The following is a 26,750-nucleotide window of genomic DNA, read 5'->3' as shown; positions in this document are numbered from 1 at the left end:
CCTCATTCTCTAGCCGGGACTGGATATCCCCGCCGTGTTAGCCAGGCACGCTCCGCGCGGGTCCAACCCGCTTCACATCACCGCTGGCAGTGCAAAGTGATCGTTTCACGTGCTCATGATGTCATTGCTTCTGTCCAGTTGACGGTTGATCGACAGGCTCGAACCGACCTCAGCCTGCCGCTGGTTCGAGCTTGAAGTCATCGCCATATTTCAGCACTGCCCACGCCAATCTCGTGTTCTTTGCGGCGATCGCGATGGCTACCCGCCAGTAGCCCCGGCGTTCGACTAGGGTTCGGGCCCACCGGCTGAAACGGTCCTGTTTCTCGCCGAGACTGGCAATAACGGCGCGGGCGCCGTTGACCAACAGGCCCCGCAGATAGGCGTCGCCTGCCTTCGTGATGCTCCCCGGCCGGGCCTTGCCGCCACTGCTGTATTGACCGGGCGTGAGTCCGATCCAGGCTGCCACCTGCCGGCCGTTTCTGAAGTCGTGCCCGGCACCGATACTGGCGAGCAACGCACTGGCCGTGGTTGGGCCGATGCCGCGCAACTGCATAAGCCTCTTGCTGCGCGCATCCTCACGCGCGATCTCGGCGATCGCACGGTCGTATTCGAGCAGGCGATCCTCGATATGGCCGGCATGCTCCAGCAGATCGCGGATACTGCGCTTTGCCCAGCCTGGCAACGCGTCCAGATGTTCCGTAATGTACCTGCGCAATTTCTCCGGGCTCTGCGGCAGCACCACGCCGAATTCCGAGAGCAGGCCTCGCAACCGGTTGTAGGTCGCGGTCCGCTCTTCAACGAAACCTTGCCGTGTCCGATGCAGGCAAAGCGTCGCCTGCTGATGTTCATCCTTCAACGGCACGAAACGCATGCTCGGACGCGTCACCGCTTCGCAGATCGCAGTGGCATCCGCCGCATCGTTCTTGCCGCGCTTGCCTGACATGCGATAAGGCGCCACAAGGTTGGGCGCCATGAGCTTGACCGTATGGCCGTGCTGCTGGAACACGCGGGCCCAGTGATGCGCACCGGAGCAAGCTTCCATGCCGATCAGGCACGCAGGCAACTGCGAAATCAAGGTCACCAGTTGATCGCGCGGCACACGCGGCTTGATCAGCATCACCTTACCGTTCTCGTCCACACCGTGAACGGCAAATACATTCTTGGCAAGATCGATTCCGATAGTGACAATAGGCATGGACTTCCCCTCTCGCTGGTGTCGATGAACGTTCGCAACTTCATCCTGGCACCTTGATGCCGACTCGCGGCTTCCGCCGCGGCCTCGGGACGGGGAAGGCCCTTTCATTCTCTAGTGTCAATGCCCCGCCCAACGGAAAGCTTCTTCATCGGCTCGAAGAACGAACATTCACGCCGCCCGAGGGGACGCATCGGGACGCAAAGGCGAACTGTTCGAATACTTGGATGACCGCAGTCATCGCCATTCCTCAATTTGTTTTGTCTCCCGAGAGCAGTTTTCCCGGGATTGGTTTCAAAGCTCAGCAGGCCACGGATGCGGTTGCAAAACTCAGACCGGCGAGAACGAAAATTCGCAGACGCGCGGCATGACAAGTTGGCCGCTGGCAAATCGCGCGAATGAATCTTATTGGACCTATGACGACAATATTTTCAGAAAATCCTTACCATCCAGCCCGTGTTGTCAACGAGTAGACTGTACAAACCGAACGCTGCGGGTCGTCACGGTTAGTTGAGCTTGGGAGAGACACGTATCTGCGTTGTCGGATAGAGACGCACTATCTTCCCGAATGATTGACCTGATTTATCGTACCGTGTTGGCAATCGATAGCCTTTCGCCCTGTAACCGCCTAACGAAGACGACACAGGGTTTATATCTCGCGTGCCGAAAAAGGGCAGCGTATTTGGCCTGTTCGACGGAACAAATCAATGTATGTTCTCGATGTCCAATCAAATGACCGACTTTCTTTTGAATTCGTTTAAGTTGGTTTCGATCTTCGCGACCGTGTGCACCGCGCTTGAGCTATTCTTTCCGGCTTATCGATACAGCGTTGCATCGTACCTTCGGGGTGCACGGAACTGGGCGATTCGGATTGGATGCGGCGCGCTAATCTGGCACTTGTACGCTGTGGGCTTGCAATGGTTAGGCGTCAAGCCGCTCCTGACGGTCAATCTTTCAACAGTGCTTCACTCTGACAACGCAGTTATCAAGACGGCTTTCGCCATCGTTTCAGGCGTTGTGGTCGCAATTGCCGGTGACTTCTTTTACTACTGGATGCATCGTGCACAGCACGCCGTGCCATTCCTCTGGCGCTTGCACGCTACACATCATTCGATTCGCGAACTGACAGCGTGGAATTGCAATCATCACATTTCCGAGCCGGTTATCTACGCCTTGTTTGTAGCATTACCGCTCGCGCTGATCCACTTCGAGTCTGGCGTGGTGCCGGCTGCTGCCATGACCCTCATTACTTTTCAAGCGCATCTCTCGCACTCCAGCACGCGCATCAACCTTGGGCCTCTGCGATATATCATCGGAGACGGTCAGTTCCACAGAATTCATCACTCCACTCAGCCGCATCACCGGCGCCGGAACTACGGGTTCTTTACGACCATCTGGGACACGATCTTCGGCACGGCATACTGGCCGAAACGGGACGAATGGCCCGAAGTGGGCCTTCGCAATCAACCCGAGCCCCTCACCGTGCGCGACTACTTTATGTTTCCGTTTGATCGACGTCGCTGGTCTGCGGCTAAGATCGCAAACGATGTACAAGAACGTCGACATTAGAGATCGAGCGCAGTGGAAAGGTTATGCGGGAACTCGGATTGACGAGGTGGGGAACCAGAAAAACACCAAAACATCTCGAAGAACAATCGAAAGATCGGTGAAGCCGCTGGATCCGCTCGTGCCTACCTCGCTTTACGTAGTCGTTTATAATTACGTGCGCTAAAGACACGCGTCGGTTTCGATCAGTAGAAGAACCTCCGAACCTCAGTGTCGGCGTGTACATCGCCTTCCGGACGAGCAGTTTCTGATTGATGATATCGGAATAGCCGAGAGCCTCATAGAGACGATGAATCGCGACTGCGCAGCGTTCATGTGGAAGGCGGATGCAGCGACAATAGCTGCAATCTGACCGTCGCATTCGAGTATTGGTTCGATAAATTCCCACGTAACGCATTAAAATTACAATTTATCAACCTTAGTGTGAGACGGCGTTTGGACGTGAAAGGGAGCACGAATTAGATCGTTGCTCATTGCGAGCTTGCTCATGTTGGACCAACCAGCGAAGATAGAACTCCATGAGGTTCCCTCGGTTTTTCGCCTTCCAGAGGCCCCGAGTTATGCAGCCGTATCCTTTGTCCGCTGAGCCGCAAGCCAGTCTTGCATGAACTGGGTTGGCGACTTGAAGCCAAGCGATGAATGGCGACGACTGCGGTTATAGAACACTTCAATGTATTCGAACAAGTCCGCCACGGCTTCGCGACGCGTGCGAATACCGCGTGCCGTGAACCCGTTCGTTCTTCAGGCTGTTAAAGAAACTTTCCGTCGGCGCGTTGTCCCAGCAGCTGCCCTTGCGGCTCATCGAGCAGCGCATGGCGTACGAACTCAGCTTGCGCTGGAATTCACGGCTTGCGTATTGGGCGGATTCAACCGGTCGTTGCAACATCTCCTAAAGGAGGTGTCAAATGGGACGACCACAGAGCTGGGGTTCGGAAAAGACGGGAAGACCAATAATGCGATCGCCTGGCAGGCCTGGTGTCAATCAACTCGAGACAAAGCGAGCGTTCTGGAACTGTATCCGGCAGGGCATGAGACCGAGGCTGCAGCGCTGGAATGTGGCGTGTCGCAACCTCTGGGACCAAGGTGGTTTCGTGAGGCGGGAGGAATGCCGCCAATCGAACTGACGCCGGGCGGTGGGCCCTATCTGTCTTTTTCTGAACGCGAAGAAATCGCGTTGCTGCGGGCACAGGGTTGCGGGGTTCGTGAGATCGCGCGGAGACTGCAGCGCTCACCTTCGACCATCTCACGCGAGTTGCGCCGTAACGCTGCAACCCGTGGTGGTACTTTGATATACAGGGCGACGGTTGCTCAGTGGAAAGCAGAGCGTGCAGCGGAACGTCCCAAAGCGTCCAGGCTGGCAGGGAACGAGAGATTAAAGAAGTATGTGCAAAGTCGATTGGCCGGAGCAGTCACCGACTCTGGAGGCAGGCCGATTGCCGGACCTGACGTACCGTGGAAAGGACGACGACAAGGCCGCCGCGCGGACCGGCGTTGGGGGCACCTGCTGGAGTCCCGAACAGATCAGTCGACGATTGCAGGTTGACTATCCCGACGACAAATCCATGAGAATCTCTCACGAAGCCATCTATCAGGCGCTTTACATCCAGGGCCGTGGCGCTCTGCGACGAGAGCTTACTGCGTGTCTGCGTACGGGCCGTGCACTTCGTGTGCCTCGAGCCAGGACGCAAAAGCGTGGAAAGCATTTCATCACTCCGGAGGTCATGATCAGTGAACGACCGGCTGAGACTGTTGACCGCGCTGTTCCGGGCCACTGGGAAGGTGACCTGATCATTGGCCTTAACCGATCTGCGGTAGGCACGCTGGTCGAGCGTACCACCCGCTTTAGAATGTTGCTCCATCTCCCACCTATGGAGGGCCATGGCGACGGCGTGCGAGTCAAGAATGGGCCACCGCTGGCGGGGCATGGAGCGGAGGCGGTCCGTAATGCCATAGCTGCCAAGATCGTGCTATTGCCAGAGCGGTTGAGACGATCACTCACGTGGGACCAAGGCGCAGAGATGGCCCAGCATGTGCAGCTTCGAATCGATACGGATCTGGCGATCTATTTCTGCGATCCTCAAAGCCCATGGCAACGTGGGACCAGTGAGAATACAAACGGTCTGTTACGTCAATACTTTCCGAAAGGCACTGACATCAGTCGGTACACGGAGCGTGAACTCGATGCCGTCGCAGACGCACTGAATTGCAGACCGCGTAAAAGCCTTGGATGGAAAGCACCAGCAGAAGCACTGAGAGATCTACTACTCGCGTCATAAACATCAGGTGTTGCAACGACCCCTTGAACCTAAGTTGACTGCCTCTATCCTCTCGTTCGGCAAGTGTTAGCACGCGGGCTGACCGTTTCCTTACCGTTGGCATGATGCCGCCATGCGGTCGAACGATCGCGTGAATCGATGCTGCATGCTTGCCTAGCGAGCGGCCGATGTCGCTTAGCGACTCACCTTCTTTCCATCTCTGCCACAACAACGCCTTTTGTTCGGCGGATAGTCCGCACCGCTTCTTCTTGCTCACCTACCTTACCTCTTGGGACGACATTAGACCAGAAGGTGTTGCAACGACCAGTTGAACGCGCCGCCGCTTTTTTTGCGATTTCCAGCTCCATCTGCAAGCGCTTATTCTCCGCGCGCAGACGCGAGAGCTCCATCTGTTCAGCCGTGACGACTTTCGCGCGGCGCCGTTCAGCTTGCCGGCTTCCGACGCTTTGAGCCAGTTGCGCAACGTCTGCATCGACATGCCTAGCTCGCGGGCCACAGCGCTCACGCTTTGCCCGTCCTTGACTCGTTGCACGGCCGCTTCCTTGAACTCTGCCGTGTACACCTGGTGCGGTACCTTGAACATCTCTTCTTTCCTTCCTTTGGGTCGAGTTTATACGCGACCTGCTGGAAGGCGAAATTTCAGGGGAAGCTCACGGCTGATGACGATAACAGGGAAGCGATGACCGTGATAACGCGGTTTTGTCTTCTTCATTACGTCATTCTACGGCCCCCATTCCATTAACCTGACAGAGCCGGGAGGCCTTGTCGATCTGCCGCATTTCACTGTATAGAATAACCATAGCGATAAGACCCGCTGCCATATCGGCAGCCGCTACCGAGAACAAAAGGCCGTCTTGCCCATAAGCGTGCTGCAGCAAGGCCATCAGAGGCATCAGAAACAAGCCATGCCGCAGTACCGCTACAAGCGTTGCCCAGATTGCGTTGCCCTTGGCCTGCATGAAAAGCAGGCACACCTGTTGCACCCCTAACACCGGCAACGCACAATGGAATAGCAAGATCGCGCGGCTACCAATCTCTATCGTCGCCGACTCGTGCGCAAACCAGCCGATGATGGTTCTAGCTTGCCACACGACCGAGCCGGCATAGACTCCGGCGAACGTTAGCGCGACGGCAACCATAGCCCGAACCGCTTGCGCCACCCGTGTCCAGTTACCTGCGCCGACATTAAACCCAACAACCGACTGCGCCCCGCTGCACAGTCCATACAGCGGAAGTGCTGCCAGCATCGCCAAGCGGCTGGCCAAACCTATGGCAGCCACCGATGCCTCACCGTAGCGAGCAGCGAACGCATTGAGCATGGACATGGCCGCTATCGCGAGCAGCGTATTGAGCGCTGGCGGAATGCCGATGCGGGCGATGCTCGCCAGCCGGCACCCGCAGCGACCCACCGATGGCCACGATAAGACGATGGCTCCGTGCCTGCCCGCGAAATGTCGCCAATACAAGGTTAAGCCGCACAACTGGGCCAGAAATGTTGCGATGCCAGCCCCTTCGATGCCCAGCCCGAACCAGAAAATCATCACCGGGTCGAGTGCCGCGTTCATTGCGAAGGATGAAACTTGGGTCGTCATGCTGAGCACGGTATTGCCATCCGCTCTCACGATGAAACCACAGACCATATTGAATACCACTGCCACATAGCCCGCCAGCAGCCAATGAAGATAAGCGACCGCCAGTGGTAAAATCGATGGTCCAGCGCCTAGCCATGTCAGCAAAGTTGGAGCCAACTGCCAGCCCGCGATAGCCGTTATGCCAGCAATTATCATCGCAGACCATAACGCGTGCGATGCATAATCGTTGGCAGAGTGATCGTCGGCACGTCCCAGGCTTCGAGCAATCAACGAGGCGGCCCCTGCACCGAAGATCTGGCCTATTGCCGTGATGCACATCGCAAATGGGAACGACAATGCCATCGCCGCGAGTGCTGCTGTTCCGAGCCGCCCCACGAAATAGGCGTTGAGCAACTGATAAGCGGCACTGACAGTGACGCCAATGACGGACGGAAGAGCCAGCCGCAGGATCAGTGGCAACAGTCGATCGTGGGCCATTGACTGCATCCGTGATGCCGCAACTGCTGGGGTGTTCATACTGTGGCCCCGTCCTTCACGCTTGCTGCGTCCACATCTTTCTGATTGTCCCTGAGCCATCCGGCATAAGCCGCGAGACAATGCAGCAACTGACGCCCCAGCATATTCGCCTCCTCGGCGGAAAAGCAAGGCAACGCACAATGCATCTGCATACGAAGTTTACCGTCCACATTATCGATATCTAACCGCAACGTGTGATGACGGTTGGGCCCCATCCCATCACCCGTCCAGATCGTCGGTTGAGCAAGGCCGAGCAGCATGCGGGTACGAAGATGATCTAACACAGCGCGATAGTTGACGACAACACGCGGCCAGTCGAAATCCACCAGTGCCTTCGCCTGATCATCCGGCAGCAGATACGCAGCCGCCCGTAGCCCAATGCCATGGATCCGTGCCGAATTGCGCTGACGACGCACCGCTTTCAGACGTTCCGCGACACTGAGTCGCCCCTCACAAATGATGGCCAGCGGGACAAGTTCCGCGGTAAAGCCCATAACCGTCGACAGATCCTGACCAGGCAGGATAGGCGTGCGCAGCATGTCCATGCTGTCCAGAAACAGCCCTCGTCGCTGGTTGCCCCGTCCTGCCACCTCCGCCAAGGCGCACAGGATGACGTCGAACGCGTCAAAGCCGTGCCGGTCCGGATGCAGATCGAGCAGGATCTTTGTCGATTCCGCATCCAGATCCAGATAGCGAATCCCCTTGTGCGCGCACAAGGCCTCGAAAGCAGCATTACCGTGCATCTGCCCAGTATGGAGCATCTCGAACAAGCGCCGGCCGGAATCAGCGTCACTATCGACTGGTTCAACCTCGAGGACTGTTCCACCATCCTCACGCAGCAGTTCCCATGGCCGGCTTCGCCAATAAGCAATGTTGCTGTCCAACGAACCGCTCACATGTTCGCGCAGCGCCTTCACCCATCGATTCAACTGCGCGCGGCCACTGAATGCGGGAGCCGGTGCTTGGCCATGCTCTATCGCCAGATAGTAGCGTTCTACTTCGTCCAGCAGCAGCCGGAACCCATATCCGTCGACCAGGAAATGATGGATTATGATAAAAATCCAACTGTGCGGCCGCCCACCGACCTCCGCCTCGATCAATTGGAAACGCGACATCCAGGTACGACCATCGAACCGGAATGCATATTGCGCTTTCTCAGCGATACCAGATACCTCTCGCGTGCAATCCCCGAGCTCCGAGTACGAGCCCAATGCAACTCGCTCCAGATGCAACGCTCCGACTCCGGTATGGAAGCGTAGATCAGCGTCATCTCGAGAGATCCTGGTGCGCAACAGTGGGTAGTCTTTCGCCAACCTAACGATAGCGGACTCCAATATCGCCGGATCCAAACGGCAGCTATCGTCCTGCCAGATCGCGCACATGTTGAAATGCTCGTCTAAACCCATGCGCCGATTCATGAAGCGTATCGTAGGCGTTACTTCCACTCCACCGTCGATTTCGCCATCGTCGTGCACCAGTTCGCCGCAGCGGGCATCGATCAGCGCAGCCAGTTCGCGTAACACTGGATAATCGTACAACTCGCTGACAGAAAAGCGGATGTCCATCCTGGCCGCCCGCGCCACACAGCGCACGCTCAGCATAGAGGTACCACCCAGTGAGAAGAAATGCGCGTCCCGACCAATCGTCGACAAACCAAGCACTTCCTGCCAAACCGCGGCCAGTGCATGCTCGGTCGTGGTGACTAGCGGCGCGAATACGCCCCCCGCAGTTTGCCGTGGCAACGGCAAGCGGGAACGGTCCACTTTACCGCCCGGCAGCTTAGGCAAAGCCCGCAAGCGAACAAATGAACGGGGAATAGTATGAGGCAACAGCGAATGACGGAGCATTTGTCTGAACCCATCCTCTGTTGACGGCAGCTTCTCCTCCGTGCCCACCACGTAGGCAGTCAACAGCGGCTCGCCATCCGCATCGCGGTGCAAATGCACCGCGGCCTCCTCGACCCCAGGACATTTTCCCAAGACGTGAGAAATCTCATCCAGTTCAACGCGCAAGCCATGGATCTTGATTTGGTTGTCACGCCTTCCGAGGAACTCTAGGCGGCCGTCGTCGCGGTGGCGCCCCAAATCGCCAGTGCGATAAGCCACAGTTCCGAAAGGCTGTAACTCTGGCACCGAATTAGCAACAAATCGCTCGGCTGTCAACTCCCTGCTGTCATGATAGCCATTCGCCAGGCAGTCACCCGTCACCAGGATCTCCCCCACCGCACCTTGAACTACCGGCCGCAACTTGTCATCTACTACGGCTATGCCGACATTGGCCACCGGCTTCCCGATCGGGACAGTCCGTTCATCAGGGCCCACTTCGCACACCTCCCCCCAAGCGGCGTTCGAGCTACACTCCGAGGAGCCGTAAAAGTTGAACAAACGGGCCTGCGGGAAAGCCTCGAGAAAGCGCCGAGCCAACTCCGGTGGTAACGCCTCAGCGCTTGAGGTGACCAGCCGCAAATCTGAAACTGACCGTCCGTCTGTCAATTGTGCCGTCAAAATGCCGGTGATCAACGGTGGCGAGCACAGCAGATGCGTTATTCGGTGACGATCTAGCTGCAATAGCAGCAGGGATGGATCTTGCAGTTCTTGCTGACTCAGCAGCAAACTAGGAACGCCTTGTAAGAGTGGCCCGAAAATTTCCCATTGACTGGCAACCAGCGCCGCCGACTTCTGCACTACGCAGGCATCGCCTGCCTGGAAGGGGAATTGCCCCCACATCCAGTGCAAACGATTTAGGCATGCTGAAGTGGGAACCACAACGCCCTTCGGTTTTCCCGTGGAACCAGATGTGTAGACGATCTGCAGCACTTCATGCGAACAAGCTGGGGAAGGGGCGGCATCCGTTTGCTCATTGCCGCATGCAACTTCCTCCGACGGCAGCAAAACTAGCCCTCTGTCACGAAATGCTTCCCGCTGCAACGGCGTGGCAACGAAGGCCTTGGGGGCGACATCTTTAGCAATCTCAAGTATGCGACTTATCGGATAATTTGCCCCGATCACCGAGTAGGTTGCGTGCAGCTTAATCGCAGCTAGAATGACGATCAACGCGTTAATGCCGCGGTCAATGCCAAGCAGCACCCTGTCGCCGGCACCAACACCGGAGGCTGCGAGTCTGTTAGCAAAACGGTTGGCCGCAGTATCCAACTCCGCGTACGAAATGCGACCGCGCTCCCAGAAATAAGCGGTATCCACTGGCGACATTTTGGCACGCGCTTCGAACATTTCGCGTAGTGTACTAGCGCCCGTATAAGCGAGCCGTCCTCCGTTGTAACGCTTAAGAAAAGCCTTTTCTGCCGGGTGCCGCAGATCCAGCTCTGCAAGCGGCGCCGCCGGCGCCGCAATGATCACCTGAATAATTTGCTGCAGGTTGAGCAGCATTCTGGAAACGAGCTCGTCGGAGAACAGCTCAGTGCAATAGGACATCTGCAGATAGATGCCGTCCCCCTCTTCCTGACAGTAAAGAGTGAGATCGTACTTGGTATAACCGTTTTCCAATTCGCGTGCGACAATTGAGACATCATGCTGCCCCTCAGAAATCAGCTCTGCCTTCTCCGAATACATGTTGAACATCACCTGGAATACGGGGGAAAAATTGCTTCCACGTACCACGTCAACTGTTTCCAACATCCGACTGAATGGATATGCCGCGTTGAAGGCAGCACCGATGACAGTTTGCTGCGTCGTGGTCAGATGTTCGATGAATGACTTGTCAGGATCCATCTTCGCCCTTAGCGGCAACATGTTTAGGAAGAACCCCAGCAGGTGTTCCGTACCTGACTGTTCGCGCACTACATTCGGAGTTCCGACGATGATATCGTCCTGTCCGCTGTACTCTCTCAATAAAACGTAAAAAGTCGTCAGTAACACGCTGAAAAGCGTGGTGCGATTGTCCGCAGCGAGTTCGCGAAGTCTGGACGCCGCGAGAGCCGGAATTTGTATGGCGTGTGACTTACCGGTGTAACGCATCCGCCTCGGACGAGGCTTATCGGAAGGCAGGGCCAGCACCGGCAACTCACCCGACAACTGTTGTGCCCAGTACGAGCGCTGTCGCGCCCAGCAGTCCGATCGAAACTGCTCAGACTCCCATTTCGCGAAATCCGCGAACGAAATTTCGGCTTTGAGACCGTCCTCTGAACTGACTCCCGCCTGGTAAAATTCACGCAGTTTGCGCACCATCACCGAAAGCGACCACGCGTCCATAATGATTTCATGCGTGGTAAAGATGACAACATGCCGGTCGGAGCTCTCTCGTACTAGTAGTGCGCGATACAGTGAGCCTGCGGCGAGATCAAAGGCCGGTTGAAACTCGCTCGCCTTCAGTTCAGCCAACTTGGGGGCAGGATGGTCGCCGCAAAGGTCTATAAAGCGCAAACGACCCTTCGGCGGTGAATCGAAGGTCAAATATGGATTGCCGCTCTTTTCGACGAATCGGATGCGCAGTGTGTCGAAGTACTGCACCACCGCATCCCAAGCCCGACTAAAGCGATCTCGATCAAGCTCTCCGCAGCATTCGAGCGCCGTTTGCAAGGTATAGTTGGATGCTGTTGGATCAAGCTTCCACAAAAACCATAAGTGTTTTTGAATGTGACTGGCCGGAGCCTCTCCGCCCTCATCACGGCGACTGACGACAATGGCGGGGAGCGACTCATGCCCATCCTCTTTCTCGGCCAGGAGTTCGGTCAACTCATCTATTGTGCAATGGTACAGGTCAACCACAGAAACTTCGCAGGCGAATTCGCTCCGAATACGGTTGATCGCAAGCATGGCGCGCAGCGAGTCACCGCCCATCAGCAAAAAGTTGTCGTTTCGCCCCAGCCGGTCTAGATGCAGTATCTCGGCTAAGAGCCTGCACAACCGAACCTGAAGACCGTCAGCGGGCTCCAGATATTTCACATCGGACAAAGGACGCAAATTTTCTGGAGAAGGCAATTGGTTGTAGTCAAGTTTGCCATTGGCGTTTAATGGTAATTTCGCCAGCTCGAAGAAAAGATCAGGCAGCATGTAGTCAGGCAACTGACACGACATGTGTTCGCGTAAAGCGCTCCGTGTAACCTCCTCTCGAAGCTTGACGAAAGCCACGAGGCGCGGAAGTCTTTCCGCTTCCCCTGGACTAGTCAGTGTTTCCCTTGCCGTCAGTTTCACCCGATTGTCAGCGGGATAATGCACCACTACGGCCGCGGCCTCGACGGCAGCATGTAACCCCAACAAACCTTCCACTTCGTTAAGCTCAATACGGTAGCCACGCAGCTTGACCTGGCGATCTGCTCTTCCGAGACACTCCAGCAAGCCATCCTCACGCAGCCTCACGAGATCACCAGTCTTGTATAATCGATCAAATCCGCGCTTATCGCTGAAAGGGTTAGCCACAAAAGCCTGCTCGGTACGCGCGTCGTCGTTAATGTAACCACGCGCAACGCCAACGCCGGCTACACAAAGTTCGCCTACGTCACCTGACGCAACAAGCGTCAGCGCCGCAGCATCTGGTCTGACCACATAGATTTCCAGATTGTCTATCGGTTTCCCGATCGGCATAAATGCCTGACCTTCCGCCGGAGAGTTGGAGATCAGTGCATGCGTGACACCGTCGGCACATTCGGTTGGTCCATAATGGTTGAGGATGGGAATAGACGGGTACATCGCCAGCCAGCGTCGGCATACGTCGGGCGGCAACGCCTCTCCGACGGTGGAAATCCTGCGCAGCGCCGGCAGCGCGCGTGCATCGATCAATTCGACTTCGGCCACAAACGAGCGTAGTAGCGACGGCACAAATTGAATGACTGATACTTGGGATTCGCGCAACTCAAGCAGCAGCCTCGACGGATCGCATACGACGTCTCTATTAATGATCCGCGTGCACGCCCCCACTTGCAGCGCCGCCATAAACTGCCACAGAGAAATGTCAAAACAGTGGGATGCGGTCTGCGCCACCTGATCAGCTTTACTGATCTCCAGATCGCGTACTTTAGCGTGCAAGTGATTGATCAAGCTCCGCTGTTCAATCATTACGCCCTTTGGGTGACCGGTGGTACCCGAAGTAAAAATGACGTAGGCAAGATCACTACCTTTGCCTCTGGGCCCGGCAAAGGCTGCGCTCGATTCTTGCGCTTCCGCAATATCAAGAAGCACTAGTTCCGGTCTGGTTGTCTGCAGATATGCCGCCTGTTCGAAGCAGTTACGGGCGGTCAGCAGCAGGCAGCATTTACTCTTCTCCAGCATGTAATCCAAACGTTCCGCTGGATACTGGCGATCAAGCGGCATATAGGTACCGCGAATCTTAAAAACGGCAAGCATCGCAGCCAATAAGTCAATTCCTCGCTCCATCAACACGCCGATGACGGGCGCCTCGCGGCCACAGCGCTCGGTCAGCGCCATTGCGATGCGGTTGGACTGCTCATCAAGCTCCCGATACGTTACCGACTCGCTGCCATGCCTCGCTGCTATATGTTGCGGATAACGCCGTGCCGCCTCGCAAAAGTAGTCCACTGCCAATAGGGTTTTCATTTAAACCTCACTCACTCGCATAAGTCCTTGAATTAACCGACCCTATACTAAAAACAGTTCTCTCGGCGGGCGACCGCGCAAGTATCCGTGGAATGATCGCCGAAAGGTTCATTGCGTTTGGGTTGGATAACAGGCCAACTGACCATCTTAAGATATCGAAAATCACATCTTCTTCGCATTCTGTACGTATTCAATATTTTGATATCTATTCAGGGAACGGAATGGAACTGATGATCCAGAGCGCCGGTTCGTTAATAACGCGTAGCGCGGCACCTTGAGTGGACGCGGCAATAGAATGTCGACTATCATTTTTTGCAGATCTTGTCTGTGGTTCGTGAGGCTTTGGTGTGTGTTCACGCTTGTTACCTCCAGCTTCAATTTCCCCGCGACTGCAGATGCAATAGTTGGGCCAACGCCACGGCACACCTGAGAGATATCTCCAACACATTGCTGATCGGGATCATTGATGGGCGCTTACCCTCCAAAACGCTTGCGGGATCTTCCGGCAAATATCATTTGTAGGATTTGCTGTGTTGCATATCCGACAATGCTGGATATGCAACACCACGGATTGCCGCGACGAGGGCCGACCAAAGCGGCGAACTTACTGACGAGTGCATCAAATAGTGCATAGTTGGCTCCGCGGCATACCGAACGTGCTTTTCCTTGAACAGTTTCCGGATCACGTGAGGCTCTCTTTTGCCGACGATGCAGATGCGCGTTAAAGGAATGGGCGCGCCCCCCACCCAGCGGCATGGATGTGCCAAATCTGGGTCCACCCCATCTTTGCAACCCTGATTTTCGATGGCGAGTTGGCTTCCCCAAATCTATTCGGCGTCGTTTTGGGGATCGCTCTCTACCGCGCCTCGAGCGGGCAGGACGAGCAGGCGCCTGACATTTTTGTTGCTCCGCCGGCTGATCCTGAGAAGATTGGTCTTGCCGCCCGTACTGTATTGCCGCGGAACGAGCCCAACCGATGCCGCAAAATCGCAACTGCATCGGTACCGTTTTGCGTCGCCCATTTTCGCGGCCAACGCGCTTGCGGTGACCGGGCTCCCCAAATACGTTTCGATCCACTACACGGAGCGTCTGGCCGAAACCGGCGTCGAATCGGCAGTCGACACAGTTGGCGATTCGTACGACAACGCACTGGCCGAGACAATCAACGGGCCGTATAAAGCGGAGCTGATTCATCGGCGCGGCCCGTGGCGCAGGCAGCGAGCTGTCGACGTGGCAACGCTTGAATGGGTCGACTGGTTCAACAATCGTAGGCTGTTCTGCCCGATCGGCGACTGGAGTTGACCCGGCTTCGTGGACACCTATCCTTTTGCTCAGGAGGTGCCCATCATGGGAAAGCACCGCAGCCCGTACCCACCCGAATTTCGGACGCGGATTGTCGAGCTGGTTAAGGCCGGGCGAACGCCAGAAGACTTGGCGCACGAGTTCGAGCCCACCGCGCAAACCATCTACAACTGGGTGGCACAGGCTGATCGTGAGGTAGGCAAGCGCCACGACGGTTTGACTACGGCCGAGCGCGAGGAGCTCACCCGCCTGCGCCGCGAGAATCGTCAGCTCAAGCTTGAGCGAGAGATACTTTCAAAAGCCGCGGCCTGGTTCGCACGGGAGACGGTGCCCGACAAGGGTTCGAGTTCATGAAAGCGAATCGGGCCGCATGGCCGATTGCCACGATGGCACGACTGCTGGAAGTCTCCGCCAGCGGCTTTTACGCGTGGTTGGAACGGGCTCCATGGAAACGTGCATGCAGCGATGCCGATCTGCACATTGTCTTCTACCTTGACGAAGTAGCGTCGGCAGTGCGCCTTATGCCGAGCTCCGCATAAGGATCATTATCCTAAGTTGGGTTTTATGTTGTGAGGCAGTTGGCCGGCAGCGGACTGTCGTGATCGAGGTGACGAATTACTCGGCATAATATTCGTCGCAACGCTGCACGAACAGGGTGTCCAAACGGGAGCAAGCATGCAGATCCCGCTGCGAACGCGATCGAGTGCCGAGCAGTATATCGTCAGGCGCGAATGGGTCACCGCGCGTCTCGAACAATGTCCATTGCACCCTTTGGGCGGATGCGGGTTTGCTCGCCATGGCACCTACCGACGCGTGACGCCATTCGGGACACGCATCGCGAGGTGGTACTGTCCTCGGGGACATAAGACCGCCTTTAGCCTTTTACCCGATTTCCTCGCTGCAAGGTTGCCTGGACTGCTCGATTCAATCGACGCTGCCGTCGCAAGCACTTCAGGTGCGTTGATCGAATTTACGGTGGTTCTGTTAAGAGCAAGGGCGCCGAATGCGACATCAATCTGCCGACCCCTACCCATTCGGGGCATCCCCGACGACGTCCGAGATCGTTCGCGTGTGGCACGACGACCGTTCTGTAGGAGACGGCAGTTCCATGCTGTACCTCAGATGGATACGGCATTTCAGGGAATACTGTGAGCAGTGCGGGCTTGACGAACGCGCTCAACTAACTCGCGATGGTGCCTGTCGATTTTCTACGTGGTACGTCCGAAGGCACGGCATCAGGCCGGAGACAGCTGCAAACGCGCGGACGGCTCTGTACGCTCTCAATCGGGTCGATTACGTGCTGGGACGGGATCCTCCGTGTTGGCGGCACGCGCCGGTTACCGCTGCGCCCTCAACGGCGTTGCTGCGCTCATATGAGGAATACCTGGTGACACATCGCGGTAGCCCGGCGGCAACCGTACACAAGAAGTTGACCCACATCGGTTACTTTCTACGGCATCTGCGTGTTCATCAGCGAACCTGGCGTTCGATGAAGCTGACTGATGTCGACGCCTTTTTCGTCGACTGCAGCCGTCGCTACGCGCGGGCCACTACGGCCGATATTGCCTGCAGCATCCGCTCCTTCTCGCGTTTCCTGTTTGCTACAGGACGCAGCTCTCGCAACCTCGCTGAATCGGTAATCGCTCCAGTCCAACCAAGATACGAGCGGCCACGCCGAGCTCTCGCATGGGAGCACGTTCAGCGGTTACTGGCAGCAGTGGACCAATCAAATCCGCGCGGCCTGCGCGACTACGCCATGCTACTGATGATGGCAACCTATGGATTCGGCGCTGGCGAACTGATCCGGTTACGGGTGGACGATATCAATTGGGCCGCCTCGACGTTGCAGGTTCTGCGTCCCAAGACCGGCGCGCTCTTTACGCTGCCACTATTGCCGGTCGTGGCGAAGGCGCTGGTCCGCTACCGGACGGCATTTCTAGACCTGACCTATCCCGATGAATCTGGACGGCCATGGTTTTACTTTCCTCGATTTTCCTATTCGCGGCTGGATATCGCTTCATACACGTCCGCTGGCACTTAAAGCGAATGCCGTGCGGTCTTTGCCAGCGATCCGGAGCGGTTCAGGCCCTTTTCCGCTCCAAGTTGCGCCGCTCCCCGGGTCTCTGTACTTCGGCAAGTATCGTCCGCTTTGAATCGGAACATAATGGTTACTCTTGACCCCAAGAGTTGAGGGGTATGGAATGAGTTCAAAACCACTTGGTCTTGAACTCATTGCATGGCATAACACATCTCTCGCTCATCGCCGTCAGGCCGGTCACGAAGGTTCGATATCGACTGCTCCTATCGAGCGCGCGATGAATGCCTTCTGGTCGAGCGGCTATCACGGCACCTCGCATCCTGATCTGCTATCGCTGGAAGAGGTACCGGCTGATGCAGAAGTTCTGTTCGCGTAGGCGCCGCACCGGCAGCCACCTCGATCGGGTCCCAGCTTACGCGAGCGTACCGGATACCAGCCGCGAAGGCCGAAGGCATGACCATAGCGACCAAACCTTTACGACGTCGGGCCACCAGCGCTCTTGCAAAACAACTCATCGCCGTTCGTCTGAGGCCATGGCGCGAAGACAACCCCGGAAAAGCCATTTCTTGGAGTCGTACTTTAATGTCACGAGTTTCAACGGGAAGGGTACCCCGCCTTCCCCTCTTCCACTGCGGCATTAGCCGTTGACGGCTCCCGTCGCGCCGGGTTGTTTGCACTTGCGGCGCAGTTCTTCTGTCGTTTCGCCTCCGCGGTCCGGCAGCCAGCCCGACGGCTAGATCCGGGGGCCCTAAAGAAACGGATTTTTACGTACGCTAAGCTCCGTAAGGATCTGATTGCGGTTCAATCCGTCGCTCCCCGGACTGCATGGTAGTGCCGTTGCGCTTTGGCGCCATTTCCGCAGGTGGCCATTGAGCACCATCTTCGCGACTTGCTTCGCGATAAATCGAGGAACAGCCACGAACATGCGCCACATTCCTGGACCTTCGATAGGATCGGTTGCATAAGCAGTTCGCTCGCGGCGACCGCAAGCCGATCGTTTAAAAGCGCGCTGCCGGCTTTATCAGGGCACACCGTCCACAGTGCCGGCGCTTCTCCGTCAATGCATAGGCTTGAGTGCCCCAACGCTTGAATGATATGAACTTCCAACCGCATACGAGCTTTCTCTGGAAGGGGTGATCCGGTCGCTATCGCAGAAAACACGGCATATGTAACTTCCCGGAATTCCGTTAGCTCCGTCTGAAGATCGGATGGGCGCTGCCCGGCACGCAATCCCCGAGGCGCGTTTCACACGGGTTCCTGGCTCGGGGCATCTGATGCAGGAAGACGCTCCCGAAGCGATCGTTGGCGAGCTGACGGGTCTTCTGCGGTTGGGGCACGCGACGCAAAATTGACGCCTATCCGGGGTCCAAGTCGAACGTCCGCCGCCACCAACAGCCAGAAGCCAATCCGCGACAGGCCTCCCCGGTCGCGTCCATCTTAGGTATAGCCTACCCGGACGTCAGGCAATGGCTGTCAAAGTCGTCAGGATAGGGTCATGCCGACGATTGTTTGACGCGGACTCGCCAAGGTCATCGATTTCAGGCTGACACCTTTGCTGGAAATTCGCCATGAACGGTCAGCGTGTCGGCTATGTGCGGGTTGCACGTTCGAGCAAAACGCCGAACGCCAGCCCGACGGCGTCGCGCTTGACCGCACCTTCGCCGACAAGGCGTCGGGCAAGGATGGCTTCCCTGCCAGTTAGCGCATGCCTCGAAGACACGCTCGTCCGTCCCGTATTGGGCCGTTGCGTGCCGGCGGATCGTCCGTATGCAAAATCGGCAACGCAGTCACTGTCACGTGTACTACGCTCCCGGCCCTCAGCACACTGAATCCTCGACGACGCGCAGTTCAAACACCTTATTCTCCCCGCTCAGCGACCTCGCGGCAGGCGCAGCGAGCGCGCGCCGATACCACGCATGAAAGTGGCGCATGCCATCTTCGAGCGGCGATTGATACGGCCCCGCGTCACTCACTCCGCGCCGGTGCAGTTGCAGGCGCCCTGCATCCATGCGTTCGGCGATTTCATCGTCTTCGATCATTGTTTCCAAATACGCGGCGCGCTGCGCCTCGATGAATTCGCGCTCGAACGCCGCGATTTCCTCCGGATAGAAAAACTCGACGACGTTCAGCGTTTTCTGCGGTCCTTTCGGATAGAGCGTGGACGCCACGAGCACATGCGGATAAAGCTCGATCATCTGAGTCGGAAAATACGCAAGCCAGATTGCGCCAAACGACGGCGCGTGGCCGCCGCGATAGTCGAGCAGCCGGTCGTGCCACGCTCGATAGATATCCGACCCCGGCTGCGCGAGTGCGTTATGTACGCCGACGCGCTGCATGCTGTACGTGTCGGCAAACTCCCAATCGAGGTCGTCGCAGGTCACGAATTTGCCCAGTCCCGGATGAAACGGAGCGACGTGATAGTCCTCCAGATAGACTTCGATGAACGTCTTCCAGTTGTAATGGCAGGTGTGCGTTTCGGTATGGTCGAGCACATAGCCGGAAAAGTCGAATTCGGGGCGCGCAAACACTTTGGCCATGTCTTTCGCAGGCTCACGAGGTCCCTCGTAGAGGAATCCGTGGCAATGCTTCAGCGCGAAGCGTTCGAGATTACGGCAAGGCTTGCGTTCGAACTCGGGCGCCCCGATCAGTTCGCCCGTGCCGTCATAGGTCCAGCGATGCAGCGGGCAAACGATGTTCCCGCCGGTCGCGGCGAGATTGCCGCTCGCTTGCGCGGCGCCGCCCACGTTGCCCGTATCGGCGCCCAGCATCAGCGCCTGGCGATGACGGCAGACATTGGAGAGCAACTGCACGACGCTCGCGTTGCGCACCAGGACGCGGCCGCCTTCCTCCTGCGGCAGCCCGCGCCAGTTGCCCGGCGCGGGCACCGACTGTTCGTGGCCCACGTACAGCGCGGCGTTCGAGAAAATGCGCGCCATTTCGCGCTCGAACAGGGCCTCGTCGAAATAGGCGCTTGCCGGCAGTTGCAGCTGCGCGTCTTGCGCATCGGACGGCGGAGCAAGATGCGTCATATTGCTGATGTCGTTCATCGGTCGTTTCCATTTCGGTTAGATACCAGGTGCGCGTGCGTTCGCGTTCACGCGGCCGGCTTGGCATCCCGTTGCGCATTCAGGCGCACGATGCGCTCGCGTTGTTCCAGTCGCGGGCATGTGCTGCACAGTTCTCCATCGCGTCGGCGATAGTGGTAGCAGCAGGTCTGGCGATCGAGCGCGAGCGCGCTCGCGCCATCGCTGCGTGTATAGGCGAAAAAGCCGCCACGGCCTGCGAGTCCGAGCGCCCGGAGCCAACGTTCGCCGAGCGCTTCGATATGCGCGTGGGTCCAGCCGGGATGCGTGGACCGCAAGGCGAGCAACGCCGCCAGCACGCAATCGGCCTGCATGCATCGCGCAGCGTGAGCATTGAGCCGAACGACGCTCGACAGTTCGTTGAAAATCTGCGCACAGCAGGCGGCAATCTCACTCGCGGCACCATCGATCAGTGCGTCGGGATCGCCCTGCGCCGGCAAGTGATCGGGCAACCGCACTTCGCGGGTCCAGCCGTTCTCGACAGGCTGTTCGAAGCGATCGAGCGACAGTGCGCGCTGCGCCGTGTGGACGCCGATCACGTTTAGGTAAATCGGCTGCCAGATCAGAATGCCCCAGCAGCGCAACGACCAGTACGCACGTCCGGCTTCGGGATACCCCGTGGTCCAGAAACTGAGCAGCGCTTCCAGCGCGACACGATTGCCGTCGCAACGGGCAGGGCGAACGTGCGTTGCGCGACGTGCGGATTCGTCGTTGCAGGGCGGCGCAGAGCTTGCGCAGTTCGCGACCGCCCCGCGCAGGCCAGGCACTATGCGTGCGGCGAGCCGCAGGAGATCTTCCAGTGTGCGGTTCGCCGTCATGCTTAGGCTTCGACTGCTTCGGCGAGCGCGCCCGTCTCGGCTTCCTGCGATACAACGCGCCGTCCCGCGAGCGGGTTCTGGAGATTGCCCGCCATCTTCAGATTTCCAGCGGGGTCCGACAGATTGACCATCTGCAAATTGTTGCCGAGCTGCAGACGATTGAGGCACGAATGCAGGAATTCGGGCGCGAACAGGTCATAATCGGCAAACTTCTGCGCGAGCTGCGGATGCTCTGCCTGATAGCGGGCGACGCAGCTTGCCACCGCGTTCCAGAACACATCCTCGCTGCAGCAGCCGTGCTCGACGAGAGTCTGGTTGACGTAGCGGAAGAAGCCGTCGAACACGTCGATGAAGATCGCCAGCAGCTTCACGCGTTCGGGCACGTCCACCGCGAGCCGCTTCACGTTATCGGGGAGCTTGGCGTCCTTGTTGAGGATCGCGGATTCTTCCGCGATGTCCTTCATGATCGCGCGCACCGGCACGTGGTTCTCCATCACGAGGATCAGGTTCTCGCCGTGCGGCATGAACACCAGGTCGTGCGTGTAGAAGCAATGCACGAGCGGTGCGAGATACGCGTTCAGGTAGCGCTCGAGCCACGCCTGCACGCTGAGGCCGGACGCTTCGATGAGCGCGGGCAGCAGCGCGCGGCCGTGGCGGTCGGTGTGCAGCAACGCCGCCATCGTCATCAGGCGTTGGCCTTCGCCCGCCAGTGTCAGCGGGTTCTCGCGCCAGAGTGCCGAAAACATCTTCTTGTACGGACTGTCGACCTGCACGGCCGCTTCGTAATAGCGATTGCGAAAGCCGAGCGACGCGACCTCGCGCAGGATCGTGAAGCCCTGCTTCTGCAAATAAGGATCGCTTGCGACGAGGCCCTTGATGTAGTCGTTGATCGCCGGCGTGCCCGACATGTAATACGGCGAAAGACCACGCATGAACCCCATGTTGAGAATCGACAGCGAGGTCTTCACGTAGCGCTTCGAGCGGTCCGAGAGGTTAAAGAACGTACGGATCGATTGCTGCGCGAGATAGCGGTCGTCGCCATAACCCAAGCAGATGATGCGATTCGTCGCGACGTACGACGCGAACGCGATCGACAGCTTGTTGAACCATTGCCACGGATGGGCTGGCATCAGATGGTAGTCGTCGAAGTTACAGCCGCCCTCCTCTACGATCTCCCTGAATCGCGCGATGGTCGGCGCGCCGAGTTCCTCGTCCATGAGACGCGCGTAGTCGAGGTCGTCGCTGCAATGAAACGCGGCGTTGTCCTTATGGACCGCGAGCCATACGACCTGAATCGGCGAACCGGCTTCCGGCGCGAACGCGCGATAGTCGCCCGCGTCGAAGCCGAGGCGGCCATTGTTGGCGACGAAGCCCGGGTGACCTTCACTCATCGCAGTTTCGATCGCTTGGAAGTCGGCACCCAACAGATCGGGCGTCTCCGGTCCAATCTTGACGGTCTTGTACGCGGCGCCATACAGCGTGCTGCTGATTTCGTCGAGATAGATCGGCAACATCTCTTCCTTGATGCCGAGACGACCCTTTACGTCGAGGATGAAGGAGAGCGCGTCCAGCGGTTGCTGAACACCATCGCGTGTGCACCCGATCGACTCTGAACGAATGCTCCAGTGACGCAGCGCGAGTTGACGTGCTTCGAAGCTGTAGATGCTAGTGCCGTCGTCGGACTCCACTTCGTAGCGCGCATGGTGTTCGCCGGGCGCGTCGCCGATACGCGTAGGCTCGACGATCAGCTCGTGCGCGTATTCGGCAAGCGCCTTGCGAACCAGCATGCGGTTAGCATTGGCCCATACATCGGGCGTGAGATGCGCGGTGGCCTGTTGCGGGGCGGGCGTCGAAGGTTGCGCCGTCGGTTGAGTCATGACTTGAGATCCTTTACAGTGGTTTCTTGAAGGGTGGCGTAGAAGTCGGCTCGCGTGCAGAACGCGAGCGAGGCGGTTTTCTCACGGAACGCGACGCTCTTCGCATAGACGAAGCCCATCGCGCGGTTGAGTGCGTGGATACGTGTGTTGCGCGCATCCGGTTCGACGACGATGCGCTTGGCGTCGAGTTGTTCGAACAGGAACGTCATCAGTGTCTGGAACACGCGGCGTGTATGACCGGGCACGGGCGTCGCGGCAGGTCCGACGAACAGATGCATGCCGAGATCGCCGTCGCGCACGTCGTAGTGCTCGCCCGCCTCGTCGTGCGCCGGGTCGTAGCTCTCGAAGAGAAACGCGCTCGCACCACGCTGGCTGCCGATCCATGCACGTGCGTGGCCGCAGTCTTCGATGGCCTGATAGAACGCGGCCACCTCGTCGACGCTCTTGTCCTGCATGTTCCAGAAGGCGGCGCGCTCTTCGATGAACCAGCGGTGCAGCGTGGGCGCATCCCGTTTGACGTCGAGCGGGCGGATGTAAAAGCCGTTCACGGTTGCGCACAGCGTTGCGTCTTGCGAGCTAGCGGGGTTATCGGCGAGTCGTGCGGCAGATAACGGCGCGGGCGCGCGCAGTGCGATTTCGTCGGAGGCGATGTCAGTTCGCATGGCCGGTGGCTCCTGTGTTGGCAAGATCGTTGGAAAGCGCTGCATCGGCGAGCGCGGCATGTTCCGAGTCGCGAGCGGGCTGGCGCTCGAGCAGCCAGATGCTCATGAGGGCACACAGCAAGAGGCCCGCCGAGGCGATGAAGAACGGCGCGCGCAAGCTGATTTCATCGACGATCGCGCCAGCGGCGAACGAAGCGAGCAGCACGCCGAGGTTCTGGAAGAAGTTCATCACGCTGAAGTCGGTGGCATACGAGGCGGGCGTACTGAGCGCGAACATCGTCACGTCGAGCTTGACGACGATCTGGAAGAGCGCCCAGCCGAACAGCACGCGTCCGACGATGATCCACAGCGGCGCTTCGACGCCTTGTAGCAGCATGCCCACGGTGCAAAGCAGCAGATTCGGGATCATCTGATCCGGCAGACGCCGGCCTCGCCCTGCGGTGTGCTTGTTGATATACAAGGCGACGAGTGCAACCATGCCGGGAATCGCGAAGACGAGACCGGAGAGCAACTCGCTCGGCGAACCGCTCGTGTTCTGCCAGTAGGACGACATGAACGGCCGGATCAGGTACACACAGAAGTCGAACGCGAGCATCAGCAACGCGAGCCGCAAAATCGGCAGCCGGGTGCGCAGCTTCGGGCGCACAGCCACAGTCTGCGCTATCGCTTCGTCTGCGAAGCGGCAGCGCCGTGCGATGGCGTGCGAGCGGATCAGCCACATGCAGATCGCCATCTGCGCGAAGTCGCCGGCGGCCATCGCGAAGATGCAGGTGTGCGCGCTCCAGACCTGCATCACGAAGCCGCCTGCAACAGCGCCCGCAATTGCACCGAAGTGCACGACCACAGAGAGCAGGCCGATCGTGTGCGGGTGGGACTCCTTCGGCTCCGGCCGCATCATGTACGGGTACATCAGCAGATAACTACTCTTGCACATGAACATCGCGAGCGACAACACCCAGAAGAGCGGCAGCGTCGACGCCCAGTAACTCGCCAGCGACAGGACGCCGGCTGCGCATTGCGTATAGACGAGCAGATGCATGGCGTCGAGCCGTTTGGCGACGCGTGCCCAGATGGGCAGCGTCAGCATCACGACGATCGAAATGAACGCCACGTAAGCGCCCGCGTGCACAGGGCTCTTTACGCCGTAGCGCGCGGCGAAGAACTGCGGATAGAAGGGAATCAGGATCGCGTCGCTGACGACCGCGAAGGTCGTCATGAGGATGATCATGTTGCGCAACTTCATCGCGCCTCCAGCGGCGCTTTGACGAACGCCTCAGTGTCGGGCACCGAGAAGTCTTGCAACGCGATGCGCCGCTCGATCTTGTAGTGCTCGACGCCGGTCAGTTCGCGCAGGATGCACGAATTGCGATAGCAACTCATGCCGAGGTCAGGATTGGTCAGCCCGTGGCTAAGAAGCCCGGCGTTCTGCACGAAGATGTCGCGTTCGTTCACGTCGATCGCATAGTTTCGTGACAGGCGGTAATGCCCGTTATCGTCCCAGCGGATGCGCTCGCGAATGCCGTCGATGAAGCCCGGCACGTTCTGCCGGTAACCGGTCGCGAAGATCACACCGTCTGTGATGTGCGTGTACTGCACGCCCTCGTCGCGCTGTACGAAGCGCAGATGGTAGCGGTCGTCGACGTGATCGTGATGGCAGCCGGTCAGCTCCGAATTCGCGATGAGCCGCGCGTTACGATGACCGCGGCTGCGGCGGTCATCGAGCAGATCGTAGATCTGGTTGATCAACGAAGCATTCACGCCCTTGTAGAGACTGTCCTGCTTCGCGATGATACTTTCGCGCACATTGCCCGGCAGGTTATAGAAATAGTCGATGTAGTCGGGCGAGATCATTTCCAGCGTGAGCTTGGTGTTCTCCATCTGGAAGAAGCGCGGAGCGCGCGTGATCCACGTCAGCGAATAGTTGTACTTATCGCTTTCCTTGAGGAGATCGTGAAATATTTCGGCGGCGCTCTGGCCGCTGCCGATTACCGCGATCGACCGCTTCTGCTGCAATTCGTGTTTGCGCGCCACGTAATGCGCGCTGTGAATGCAACGGTCGCGCATCGCGTCGCAACAGGCCGGCAGTTGCGGCAACGAACCCACGCCCACCACGAGCCGCTTCGCGTGATGCACGAAGGTCTGGCCGGTCCGCACATGGCGCCCACTCACGACGTAATGGGCACGCTCGCGATCGTATTCGACGTTCTCGACACTCGAGCCGAAAGCGATGCTGGAAAGCTGCCTGATCGCCCATTTGCAGTAACGGTTGTATTCCTCGCGGCTCGGGTAGAAGCGCTCGCGGATGTAATACGCATAGAGCTTGCCCTCCTGCTTGCAGTAGTTCAGGAAGCTGAACCTGCTCTTTGGATCGGCGAGGCTGACTAGGTCGGCCAGAAAAGGATTTTGCAGCGTGGTGTCGTCGATCAGCATGCCGGGATGCCAGTCGAAGTCTTCGTTGCGTTCGAGGAAAAGACCATGCAGGTCGCGGATCGGATCGGCGAGACAAGCGAGGCTCAGGTTGAACGGGCCCAGACCGATCGCGACGAAATCGAGAACGACTGGGTTCGTCCCGGCGTCGGAGCCCGCACCTGCAGTACGGGGCTCGTGCTCATGGAAGATATTAGTTGTACTCATGTTTGAGTTTCCTCTTTGACCGGGTAGGACCTGTTGGGATGCCATCAACGATGGATGGAAGTTGCGAAACGGGGCAGAGTGCCATGCGGCTCATATGATAATGCGAGTGATTCGCATTTGAGAATCATAGAAATTTCCTCGCCGTCTTGCAAGGCCAAATGACGAATTAAAAGGAATCCGAATCAGTCGATTGACTCACTGTGCATGAACGGGTCATAAGCCCGATCGGCCGCAAAGTCGCCATGAACCGAAGAGGCGTGGGGTTGGTGGCGGTGTCTGCAACGGGTGCCGGTCGCGATCGCGAAGAATTTGGTTCCCCCATTTCGTCAGACTAATTAACCCTTCTACATGTGGGGATTTGTGCGCGGCGAATCGTCCCGGGCGGGACACAGCCGCGAGAGCCGTCTGACGGGCGATACAGCGCTTAAAGCAATCGAATTGCAACGTAAGGCTTTTAAGTGGACGCGCGTTTTGCTAGTATCGCTCATTTGCGAATGCTTCCCATTTACAAAGAGGGGCGCAGACGCCTCGGTCCTGCCAGACATGAAAAAACAACAAACCAAACGCCGTACCGGGCTCATGCCCCACCGTCCTGTACAGATCGCGGCGTGGCTGACTTTTGCCGCCGCATCTCAGCATGCCTTCGCGCAAAGCAACGCCAGCGCCGAAGCCGCTGCGGCGGCTA

Annotated in this window: 15 protein-coding genes and 9 pseudogenes; 9 read left to right on the top strand and 15 right to left on the bottom strand. The window is 58.1% G+C overall.

The features are described from left to right. Positions 1 to 169 precede the first annotated feature (169 nt). Positions 170 to 1,195, bottom strand: a complete 1,026-nt coding sequence (locus BC1002_RS33615; protein ID WP_013094438.1) for an IS110 family RNA-guided transposase — start codon at positions 1,193 to 1,195, stop codon at positions 170 to 172. A gap of 224 nt (positions 1,196 to 1,419) precedes the next feature. Between BC1002_RS33615 and BC1002_RS38140 the strand changes: the two genes are divergently transcribed. Both BC1002_RS38140 and BC1002_RS33610 read left to right on the top strand, forming a co-directional pair. After that, positions 1,420 to 1,563: a hypothetical protein gene (locus BC1002_RS38140; RefSeq protein ID WP_157874872.1), complete on the top strand. Its 144-nt coding sequence runs from the start codon at positions 1,420 to 1,422 to the stop codon at positions 1,561 to 1,563. 336 nt (positions 1,564 to 1,899) lie between these two features. Beyond that, a pseudogene (locus tag BC1002_RS33610) lies at positions 1,900 to 2,761 on the top strand (sterol desaturase family protein). Between the two features lie 555 nt (positions 2,762 to 3,316). On the opposite strand, the pseudogene BC1002_RS37105 reads toward BC1002_RS33610, so the two are convergent. Then, a pseudogene (locus BC1002_RS37105) lies at positions 3,317 to 3,620 on the bottom strand (IS3 family transposase); the annotation flags it as partial. Positions 3,621 to 3,663: 43 nt separating this feature from the next. Between BC1002_RS37105 and BC1002_RS37100 the strand changes: the two are divergent. Beyond that, positions 3,664 to 5,034 (top strand): annotated as a pseudogene (locus BC1002_RS37100) (IS30 family transposase). A gap of 46 nt (positions 5,035 to 5,080) precedes the next feature. Here the strand turns inward: BC1002_RS37100 and BC1002_RS39905 are convergent. The 5 genes and pseudogenes from BC1002_RS39905 to BC1002_RS37085 form a co-directional block, all read right to left on the bottom strand. Then, a pseudogene (locus BC1002_RS39905) lies at positions 5,081 to 5,290 on the bottom strand (IS30 family transposase); the annotation flags it as partial. A gap of 64 nt (positions 5,291 to 5,354) precedes the next feature. Then, positions 5,355 to 5,617, bottom strand: a pseudogene (locus tag BC1002_RS37095) (transposase); the annotation flags it as partial. Positions 5,618 to 5,750: 133 nt separating this feature from the next. Beyond that, positions 5,751 to 7,142: an MATE family efflux transporter gene (locus tag BC1002_RS33600; protein ID WP_238538109.1), complete on the bottom strand. Its 1,392-nt coding sequence runs from the start codon at positions 7,140 to 7,142 to the stop codon at positions 5,751 to 5,753. After that, positions 7,139 to 13,651 (bottom strand): non-ribosomal peptide synthetase, encoded by a 6,513-nt coding sequence (locus tag BC1002_RS33595; protein ID WP_013094434.1) that lies wholly within the window; start codon positions 13,649 to 13,651, stop codon positions 7,139 to 7,141. The genes BC1002_RS33600 and BC1002_RS33595 overlap by 4 nt, the downstream gene beginning before the upstream one ends. An 857-nt stretch (positions 13,652 to 14,508) precedes the next feature. Further along, a pseudogene (locus BC1002_RS37085) lies at positions 14,509 to 14,703 on the bottom strand (transposase); the annotation flags it as partial. A gap of 7 nt (positions 14,704 to 14,710) precedes the next feature. On the opposite strand from BC1002_RS37085, the pseudogene BC1002_RS33590 reads away from it, so the two are divergent. From BC1002_RS33590 to BC1002_RS33580, 3 genes and pseudogenes are all read left to right on the top strand, one after another. Beyond that, positions 14,711 to 14,944 (top strand): annotated as a pseudogene (locus BC1002_RS33590) (integrase core domain-containing protein); the annotation flags it as partial. 18 nt (positions 14,945 to 14,962) lie between these two features. Further along, positions 14,963 to 15,307 (top strand): transposase, encoded by a 345-nt coding sequence (locus BC1002_RS33585; RefSeq protein WP_157874871.1) that lies wholly within the window; start codon positions 14,963 to 14,965, stop codon positions 15,305 to 15,307. Positions 15,308 to 15,956: 649 nt separating this feature from the next. Then, positions 15,957 to 16,994: a tyrosine-type recombinase/integrase gene (locus BC1002_RS33580; RefSeq protein WP_311734685.1), complete on the top strand. Its 1,038-nt coding sequence runs from the start codon at positions 15,957 to 15,959 to the stop codon at positions 16,992 to 16,994. Here BC1002_RS33580 and BC1002_RS39900 read toward each other — a convergent pair. After that, entirely contained in the window at positions 16,971 to 17,186 is a 216-nt protein-coding gene (locus BC1002_RS39900) for an H-NS family nucleoid-associated regulatory protein (protein WP_157874869.1), read from the bottom strand. The genes BC1002_RS33580 and BC1002_RS39900 overlap by 24 nt on opposite strands. Between BC1002_RS39900 and BC1002_RS38335 the strand changes: the two genes are divergently transcribed. Then, positions 17,155 to 17,367, top strand: a complete 213-nt coding sequence (locus BC1002_RS38335) for a hypothetical protein (protein WP_013094430.1) — start codon at positions 17,155 to 17,157, stop codon at positions 17,365 to 17,367. The two genes, BC1002_RS39900 and BC1002_RS38335, sit on opposite strands and share 32 nt — an antisense overlap. A 425-nt stretch (positions 17,368 to 17,792) precedes the next feature. On the opposite strand, the gene BC1002_RS39240 is transcribed toward BC1002_RS38335, so the two are convergent. Further along, complete coding sequence (locus tag BC1002_RS39240) at positions 17,793 to 17,954, bottom strand: CGNR zinc finger domain-containing protein (protein WP_238538120.1); 162 nt, start codon at positions 17,952 to 17,954, stop codon at positions 17,793 to 17,795. Positions 17,955 to 18,220: 266 nt separating this feature from the next. On the opposite strand from BC1002_RS39240, the pseudogene BC1002_RS39895 reads away from it, so the two are divergent. Together BC1002_RS39895 and BC1002_RS39235 are read left to right on the top strand one after the other, a co-directional pair. Further along, positions 18,221 to 18,343: pseudogene (locus tag BC1002_RS39895) on the top strand (alpha/beta fold hydrolase); the annotation flags it as partial. A gap of 216 nt (positions 18,344 to 18,559) precedes the next feature. After that, positions 18,560 to 18,675 (top strand): annotated as a pseudogene (locus BC1002_RS39235) (recombinase family protein); the annotation flags it as partial. A gap of 133 nt (positions 18,676 to 18,808) precedes the next feature. Here the strand turns inward: BC1002_RS39235 and BC1002_RS33575 are convergent. From BC1002_RS33575 to BC1002_RS33550, 6 genes are read right to left on the bottom strand one after another with little or no spacing between them, the layout of a single operon-like run. Next, positions 18,809 to 20,038 carry an aromatic ring-hydroxylating oxygenase subunit alpha gene (locus BC1002_RS33575; protein WP_013094428.1) on the bottom strand — a complete coding sequence of 410 codons (1,230 nt, stop codon included), beginning with the start codon at positions 20,036 to 20,038 and terminating at the stop codon, positions 18,809 to 18,811. A gap of 47 nt (positions 20,039 to 20,085) precedes the next feature. Beyond that, positions 20,086 to 20,892 (bottom strand): siderophore ferric iron reductase, encoded by an 807-nt coding sequence (locus BC1002_RS33570; protein WP_013094427.1) that lies wholly within the window; start codon positions 20,890 to 20,892, stop codon positions 20,086 to 20,088. A gap of 2 nt (positions 20,893 to 20,894) precedes the next feature. Then, positions 20,895 to 22,769: an IucA/IucC family protein gene (locus tag BC1002_RS33565; protein ID WP_013094426.1), complete on the bottom strand. Its 1,875-nt coding sequence runs from the start codon at positions 22,767 to 22,769 to the stop codon at positions 20,895 to 20,897. Continuing rightward, positions 22,766 to 23,431 (bottom strand): GNAT family N-acetyltransferase, encoded by a 666-nt coding sequence (locus BC1002_RS33560; RefSeq protein WP_013094425.1) that lies wholly within the window; start codon positions 23,429 to 23,431, stop codon positions 22,766 to 22,768. Before BC1002_RS33560 ends, BC1002_RS33565 begins: the two co-directional genes overlap by 4 nt. Then, positions 23,421 to 24,674: an MFS transporter gene (locus BC1002_RS33555; protein WP_013094424.1), complete on the bottom strand. Its 1,254-nt coding sequence runs from the start codon at positions 24,672 to 24,674 to the stop codon at positions 23,421 to 23,423. The genes BC1002_RS33560 and BC1002_RS33555 overlap by 11 nt, the downstream gene beginning before the upstream one ends. Continuing rightward, complete coding sequence (locus BC1002_RS33550) at positions 24,671 to 26,065, bottom strand: lysine N(6)-hydroxylase/L-ornithine N(5)-oxygenase family protein (protein ID WP_013094423.1); 1,395 nt, start codon at positions 26,063 to 26,065, stop codon at positions 24,671 to 24,673. Before BC1002_RS33550 ends, BC1002_RS33555 begins: the two co-directional genes overlap by 4 nt. Positions 26,066 to 26,750: the final 685 nt, after the last annotated feature.

This window comes from Paraburkholderia atlantica (assembly GCF_000092885.1).
In the GTDB taxonomy this organism is placed as follows: Bacteria; Pseudomonadota; Gammaproteobacteria; order Burkholderiales; family Burkholderiaceae; genus Paraburkholderia; species Paraburkholderia atlantica.
This window is presented reverse-complemented; position numbering and strand designations above follow the sequence as displayed.